Genomic DNA, 8,507 nt, shown 5'->3' with positions numbered 1-8,507 from the left:
CTATAGGAATAATCTCCATTAACATCTTCTAATTTAAAATCACCAGGTTTAATTGCCGCTTTGGTGTATTTTGCTGCTTCGGCCATCTCATTTTCCTGCCAAACGCCAACAACTTTATAATCCCAGATCACATCAATATCTTTTCCTATGAACCAACCATTTCCTGGATCATCTGCCGGCAAGGCCAAACTCACAATCTTATTTCTTGAAAAGGAAAAATTAAAATTGGTATTCCATTTTATCTTTCCATCTGTGATATTTTTACTGTTTAAACTTACCTCCATTCCTTTGTTCCTGATCTCTGCAAGATTTGAATAGACATAAGCATAACCGGTAACATTTGGTACGGTTTGTTTAACCAAAAGATTATTTGTCTTTTTATCATAAACATCAATAGACCCACTGATTCTATCACTCAGAAAAGAAAAGTCGAGTCCTAGGTTTAAAGCTTTGGTCTGTTCCCATTGTAAATTGGCATTTGGCATTCTTGAACCTATAGCCAAAGTATTTACACTTGATGCCGTTCCACTGCCATCAACAGTCTGGTATTTATCACTGCCAAGTGTTGCCAGTGCTGCATAGGGCTCTACAGTATTGTTATCCGGATTACGCAGATCCCGGTTACCGTTAACGCCATAAGATATACGAAGTTTTCCATAATTCAACCAGGTAAGTGATTTCATAAAGGATTCTTCCGTAAAATTCCAGGCAAAGGCAGCGGCAGGAAAAGTCGCTCTTTTGTAGTTAGCACCAAAAACGGAATAGCCATCTCTTCTTATGGATAGTGTTAGATTGTACCGCTGCATCAGGCTGTAGTTTAGCCTTGCCATAAGCGCATCTCCTGTATACACTTTATCTTCACTGTTTACAGATGGTTTAATACCACTGGCAATGTTATGGTAGCCTAGAACATCGCCTGGTACAAAGCCTTCATTTCCTGCTTGCGTCCACCAGGTCTGATACTTCTCCGCATTGGCCAGTAAGGTCACATCAAAATTGTGAATAACTCCTATAGTTTTATTCCATTTTAGCAGGTGATCGACTTGCCAATTGTAACGGGTTTCATTTGCACGCGTAACCGAACCGCCGGGAGTGGTCACATTAGGGTTTTTAGAAGAAGCATGATCAAATGTGCGGTACATATCAATACCAGGACTAAAATTGAGCTGATAAGTAATTCCAAAAGGCAGTTTAATTTTTGTATACAAACTGGCGAATAAAGTATTCTGCCGATTCATTCTTTCGTTATAGGTCATATTCAAGAAAGGATTCCTTGCATTCAAACCGTTATCATCTGTCGGAATACGTCTCAAAGTTCCGTCCGCATTATACATATCGCCATAAGGAGATAGACTAATCAATTGATTCCAGTCTGCTTCTATAGCGCCTTCATCGCGGTCTGCATATTGTGCGTTAAGTCCTATCGTCATAAATTTGGCGGCCTGTCCCTCTAAATTAACTCTTGCACGCACGGTACTGAATTGCCCTCCCTCTATCAGGTTTTCATTCTTCTGATACCCGAGAGACATATAATAACTGATTTCATCCTTCTTGCCGCTCATGCTCAGGGTATGATCCTGGCGCAAACCGGTTCTGAAAATCTCGTCATACCAATTCACGGTTTTCCCGGAAAGATAATTGGATTTTTCATTAGCGGTAAGTCCAAGCCTGTTTAGCCATAGGTCTACAGGATCTCCTGTCTGACCATTCAACCATTGCGTCATCGTTATACCCGAGGGTAAATTTCTAGGATCATTGTACAGATAAGTTGCAGTTGCTCCCCCACTTCTCATAACATCAGCTCTCCAGTCTAAAAATCCCTGCCCGGTATAAGGTTGCATATTCTGTGCAAGAGTAGCCAAACCGATATTTGTGTTAAATGTGATCGTCGGTTTGTCTCCCTTTCCTTTTTTTGTTGTAATAGCGACTACCCCGGTTGCAGCTTTAGCTCCATATACGGCCAACGAACTCGCATCTTTCAGTACGTCTACAGTTTCAATATCATTAGGATTAATATCAGAAAGCTGTCCGTTATAGATCACTCCATCCAATACGATCAATGGTGAACTGCCTGCAGTTAAGGTTGATTTTCCCCGAACGAGTAAATCTCCGCCTCCCTTGGCACTGGTATTCAAACTTACTGAAAGACCGGCAATATTGCCTTTTAGAATGTCAGCTACACTTTGAGGATTCTCATTTTCCAGTTGTGTTGCTTTTATACTGGAAATAGCCCCGGTTGCATCTTTTTTGGTCGTGGTGCCATAACCAATCACCACCACTTCAGACAGCCCCTTAGATTCTTCCTCAAGTCCCACATCAATTTGGTTACGATTATTTACTGAAATTTCTTTAGTGGAATAACCAATTGCAGAATAGATTAAAGTTGCATTTCCTGATGCTAAAATTGAATAGTTTCCATCAGTTCCGGTAGAGACACCGATTCTGGAATTTTTGATTTTTACGGATACACCAGGTATTGGTGTTCCTTGTTTGTCTTTCACAATACCTTTTACCGTACGGTCCTGAGCGAAGGCCAGTACGCAGCTGGTTAGAAAGAATACAATTAGAAGAGTAATTCTTTTTTTCATTTGCTTATTTGGTTAGAATTAAAATTGGTGGGATAAAACTATTTGAATAAATGCATATGAACAAGAAAAATATTTCATAATTAATTGTAATTCAGATACTTATAAATAATATTGATACGCTTAAAACACAAATAACAAACTGCTTTTTCGTTGATTATGATGTCCTTACTCTATTTTGAATATTTACGTTTGATACGGTAAAAAAGCACGAAAAAAAATCAAAAAAACTTATAAACACGGGTCAAAAACAGCATTTAAACCTATTTAAATGGCATATTCAAAATATAGGAGATGTGTTTTTGTCCTAAAAGATTATATATTTGATCAGGTAATTCTCTTAAATAAAAAAATCATGAACAATTTCCGGCAGATCAGAGGGCTGATTCTCATCAGTTTGTTTCTTTCTTTGTGTTTAAGTCTTACTGTAAAAGCTCAGAAAAACAAATTTAAAGTCATTGCTTTTTATACCGCCGCAAACGATCAGGCGCACATCAGTTTTGTACACGAAGCCAATACCTGGTTTCCAAAGATGGCCTCAAAATATGGTTTTGATTATGATTCGACCTCAAACTGGTCTAATTTGAATGCTAAATTTCTGGCACAGTATCAGGTGGTACTTTTTCTTGATACCAGACCTGAAGATCCTGAACAGCGAGAAGTTTTTAAACAATACATGAGCAATGGGGGTGCGTGGATGGGATTTCATTTCTCCGCTTTTGCTCTGGAAAAATCAACTTATCCAGACAATTGGGATTGGTATCACAACCATTTTCTGGGCTCTGGGTCTTATGGAAGTAATACCTGGCGTCCTACATCAGCCATATTGCGGGTGGTGAACAAAAGACATCCTGCAATGAAAGGAATCGCTCTTACTTTTAAATCATCTCCTAATGAATGGTATCGCTGGGAAAAAGACCTCCGTCAGGATCCTGACATTGATATTCTGCTTGCTATAGACAGCACGAGTTTTCCTTTGGGAACAGGTCCTAAAGCTAATGAAATATGGCACAGTGGTTATTATCCAGTGGTCTGGAGCAATAGGAAATACAAAATGATCTATCTGAATATGGGGCATAATGATATTGATTATGAACATCATACCAATAAAGACCTTTCACATACTTTCGATAATCCTACCCAAAACAGGATGATCATTAATGCATTATTGTGGCTGGGCAGCCCAAAAAATTGAGTTTCGGAATAATGTGGTATAAGCAGGGTTCTTAAATAATTCAGGTCCATGTCCCATAAAAACATATACATTTCGGGCTCCAATCTTAGGATTTGTCCAGACGACCGGGTGATCCCCCATTTTAATATCGGATCCCGGACGATAAGAATCTTCGTTAACTGAGGCAAGGACTTCTACATTTGATCTGGGACTTTTATTGTAGGTATACCATTCCTCTTTTTCTATCGTAAAATTCCTGGGCACTCCTTTCGTAACAGGATGATTCGTTTGCTCTACATTGACTTCTCCGGTGGAGAAATCGGGTATGTAGTTTTTAAATTGTATCCCACCCATAAATTCGAAAAACCAGGGCCACATTTTATAGCCGTCAAAGTCACCAAGTAGGGTAGCATGATGAAAGCCAATCCAGCCGCCCTTTTTTTGATGCAGATATTTTTTAAAAGCAGCCATCTCTTGTGCTTTCCAGCCATATGGAACATAATCCAGTTGGATAAGCAACTGGTATTTGGCCAAAAATGAGTCACTAAACAAATGTGTGTCCTGAACATAGTCTATCTTAAAACTACTGTCTGCGGCCAGTTTATCCAACCAGACTCTCGCTGCCTTTGAATAGGCCAAATGGTGACCCCCATTTTCTGCAAATGCCAGCACACGAAAACGTGGTTTATTGATTCTGGCTACAGAAGGTATTGAATCTTCTTTAACCGTTGCTGTTACAGCTTGTAAAAACCAGGCTGCATGCGGAAGCCACTGTTCTGTCCAGCGCCATTCATTGCCATTATCCTCTTCTTTAAACAGGATTCCACGACCATCCTTTTCCCTTCCGGTAATCCCATTGGATATCCCACCTGTTTCTGATCCATGCCCAAAACTAGAATGCATGTAAGGCACATTTTTCTGACCAAATCCATACATAAAGCACCTTTGAAAGGGATTCATTCCTAAGATCCAGTTTAATTGGTTATAAGCAAATTTCGTCAGCGCATGGCCATTTGCATTTAAAAACCCAGATGTAGCTAAAGAAGCTAATCTGGCATTTTCTCCCTGCCACCACCAGCCCGTTTCATTTTCATGAGGAATAAAGAATCCATCCTTTAATTTCCCCTGGTAAAGAAACCTTTGACGCGCATACTCAAAAGGATTTTCTATATTTTTGGATAAGCGAATCTGATCGTCTAGTATTTTTTTAATCATTTCAGAGGCGCTATTTCTGAATACCGGCTCATTTTCCTTTTCTAAATACCTGTTTAAGGCAACAACTGGTAAACCTGCATCAGATGCATGCCAGAATGGGCGGATCCCGTCATCTGCCAGGAGGTAACCTAGTCTGGTTTGTCTTGCTTTCAACCGCGTAGCAAATCTCCTGGCTTCATCCTTGTAAAAACCACGATCTGTTGATATCCACAATTCTGTGGCCGCCATTAAAGCACAATAGTCATCAATAATATTGTCTCTCCCGTCATCTGTGTACTTATCATTGTTTTTAAGCAGATGCGCATAAGCCCTTTCTGCGCCTTTAAGATATTGTGATGAAGTAAACATGCCATTTAGTTTCCATCTGGAAATCCGGGCCAATGCAGCAACAGCCATTCCCCCACCTTCTCTGAAAGCACATTGATACTCCTTAGTGGTCACACTGTTGGCCCGCAATCCTACTACTCTTCTGTCTTTTGGATCTTTACTGAAATAACTGAACAAAGTCATGTAAAAGAAATCCTCTCCGGACAAGGAACGCATCAAATAATCAGCTCCCCATATCGCTTCTTCTCTAATGGAGTCCTGAAGGTGAAGTTCTCTCAGCAGTTTCGGAACTTTTTCTGCGGTGTTAACCAATGACCAGGTAACCAAGGGGATCTGCTGGGGAGACATAAAATTCGCATAAGCAAGATGAGAAAAGTATTTACTTACATCTCCGGAAGCATCACACCAACCACCTCTCAAGTCTACTGTTTGCTCACTGCCATATAACTGCACGTGCTCATCAGCTTTCCATTCTTCAGATGTATTTGCCCGCTGCTTTCTAAAATAATGTAATAGTGCAGGCAATGTGATTCTGGCAAGGGCATTTTCTCCAATTTTGAAGGATACTGAAGACCAGGATTTCCCATGCTTTGTGAGTAAAACCTTATATGTTCCATTCAGATGGAAACGAGAAAAATCTGCCTGATAATAGGTTTTATTGATATCCCATTCTTTCAATTTAAAAGGACCATTCAATTTGCTTTTATACAGAATTTTAAGTGAAGAGGCATCTACCACCTGAAACTCAGTGGTCTGGTCAGATAATTGATCAAATGCAACAACAGCCATCTTGCTTCCTGCTGAATCGTAAGCCACCTGGTTTACGTAAATAACTGGTTGAGCCCATCCTGTACCATAACAGCCAAACAGAATGCCTATAAACCATAAAACCTGAACTAATCTCTTCATAACAAAAGGCATTTAATTAGATTCTAATACGAGTTTACTCCATCCCCCATCTCCTGCATTTTTCAGTTCCTTTTTCCTTTCTTCCAGCACCTTCTGCATTTTACTATTGTAAGACCAACAAGTACTTTGACGTATCAGCAGCAGTTCTGATAATTTATGAGAAGAAATTTTTCCTTTTGTAGAATACACAAGGAAAAGCATATAAAAGGCTTTATTGATCGGAATCCGGCTGTTCTGGAAAAGAGTATAAGCTATAACTGATTCATCGTATCCACATTTGGTGCATCTTCTGCTATAGGGCAGATATCCGGTCAGGTATTGTTCATTGCTACATTTCCTGCAAGCATATCCTTTAGACCATTTCAACTCAGAAAGGTATTTAAAACAAGTTTCCCTATCCGGATATATCTTGCTAAACTCTGCAAAATCTACTTCATGGGACATTACTCTTGCCCTGGTTACTTTTTCTATATTGGTATGCAATTCCTGGTTGTCTTTTTCAAGCATAGCATTCATCATCGAAATCTCCTCATTCTGCTTTTCAATAATTGAGGCTTTGTCTACCAATTCTCTCGTTCTTTCATCAACTAAAGAGCTCAACTCCCTGTTGAGGGTATCTTTCAGTTTTTCATTGATCTGCAATTGGTCAATAATGCGCTTCTGCGCTTTGTCTTTTTTTCTTCTTAATGTCCGGACACTGTCGCCAATTGCGAAGGAGACCAGGATCATCTCAATAACAAAACAAAAACTTAAACTGTAATAGGTAAAAGGGCCATAGGGTAGCCATCTTATATTAAGGAGCAATAAAATTTTGATCACAAAGCCTAGGAGCAGAAAACTATAGCCCATTACAAAAAAACGTGCAGGACGATATCTGTTCCTGAAGATATAAATTCCAGTTCCCCAGGCAAGCAGCAAAGGAACAAGTTCTATAAGCTTATAGCTAAAAAGATTTTTGTTAAATAGACAGAGTATAAAAAACAGGGAACGCAAAATGATCATCCCAATAATCAAACGATATAGTTTTGGTGCTTTCGATTTAACATACAGAAAATTTAAAGTAAAAAGCAGACCAAAAATGCTACTAAAGAACAATGCAAAACCGAATCCATATTCATTCCACCAGGGTTGGTTGGGCCACAAATATTGAAAAGCAATTCCGTCACTGCTCATTTCATATAGGCCGATACTTAAATTATAAAGCACATAATACAGATACTGCCGTTGTTTAATGGCAAAGAACATCAGCAGATTATACAAACTAAAAACAATGACCATTCCGTAAAACAATCCAAAGATCAAATACTCATTCAATGCATATTTAATAAACCAATGCACATCCCTGAGTACGATAATCGCTCCCACAGACTGGGAAGATTTAAGCCGGACATAGTAGGTCAATTCTTTATCCGTATCGTTATTAAGGTCAAAAGTAAAATTTTTATGCTGGTACTGTCGCTCTCCAAAGGGATATGCGGTTCCAAAATAAAAAGTGCTGTATTTCCCCAGACTGTCTGGAACATACAAGCTGATGTTATGGATACTTTGATCAAAAAATTCAAGGATCCAGTTTTTCCGGCTTAAACTATTGTGTTTAATTTTAAACCTGTACCAGTAGGCTGAACTTAAATTGTAATTTTTGGGTGTATAGTTTCTGTTTGGCTTAAATTTAGATGCTATTGATGGTTTCAAAACATCTTCAAGGGTCAAAACATTGGACTTATCTTCCAGATAATCAATTTCTCCGTAGGAAATAATATGATGAGGCATATGATCACGAACAGCGACAACTTCCTGACCAATAAGCCTATGGCTTAACGACAAAGTAAAGATCAGAATTAAGGTAAAGATTCTAACAGAACTATAAAGTTCGGATAAACGATGACGATCTGGCATTAATTTTAAACTTTGCAAACAATATATTGTATTTAAATACGAATCATTTCGTTCAGAGATAGGGTATGTGTTTTTTGATCTGCAACCGTAAATTTAATGTAGTTTTCATTTAAAACAAACAATAAAAATACTGTAAAACAACACTTTAAACACAAAACAATACGCTTAAAACACAAAAACAAAAATAAAAAATTGTGGTAAAAAATGGAATTGGAGTAGACACCAGCCGATAATAAAAAACGGTTGATACGCTTTAAGCACAGTTATTTTATATAAAATAATAATATTTTATTCGAGCCGGGCGTAAATATTAAGGGAAAAAAAGGCAGAATAATTAGATGTTTAATTGAATCTGGTTATAAAAAAAGAAAGGGTTGTTCCATCCAGACACTCCCCTATTC

At 38.5% G+C, this 8,507-nt stretch carries 4 protein-coding genes; 1 reads left to right on the top strand and 3 read right to left on the bottom strand.

Features of this window, described 5'->3' with window-relative positions; genetic code table 11:
• The coding region (locus DBR11_RS27190; RefSeq protein ID WP_108555689.1) for a SusC/RagA family TonB-linked outer membrane protein at positions 1-2,588 on the bottom strand (2,588 nt) is incomplete at its 3' end.
• A gap of 352 nt (positions 2,589-2,940) precedes the next feature.
• Here DBR11_RS27190 and DBR11_RS27185 point away from each other — a divergent pair.
• The gene (locus DBR11_RS27185) at positions 2,941-3,780 is read left to right on the top strand and encodes a ThuA domain-containing protein (RefSeq protein ID WP_108555688.1); all 840 of its coding nucleotides are present in this window, start codon (positions 2,941-2,943) and stop codon (positions 3,778-3,780) included.
• On the opposite strand, the gene DBR11_RS27180 is transcribed toward DBR11_RS27185, so the two are convergent.
• Entirely contained in the window at positions 3,751-6,210 is a 2,460-nt protein-coding gene (locus tag DBR11_RS27180; RefSeq protein ID WP_199233979.1) for a ThuA domain-containing protein, read from the bottom strand. The genes DBR11_RS27185 and DBR11_RS27180 overlap by 30 nt on opposite strands.
• 12 nt (positions 6,211-6,222) lie before the next feature.
• Positions 6,223-8,106 (bottom strand): 7TM diverse intracellular signaling domain-containing protein, encoded by a 1,884-nt coding sequence (locus tag DBR11_RS27175; RefSeq protein WP_108555687.1) that lies wholly within the window; start codon positions 8,104-8,106, stop codon positions 6,223-6,225.
• Positions 8,107-8,507: the final 401 nt, after the last annotated feature.

The organism is Pedobacter sp. HMWF019 (assembly GCF_003061025.1).
Taxonomy (GTDB): Bacteria; Bacteroidota; Bacteroidia; order Sphingobacteriales; family Sphingobacteriaceae; genus Pedobacter.
Note: the sequence above shows the minus strand (reverse complement) of the source record. Positions and strands in the feature narration are given on the sequence as shown.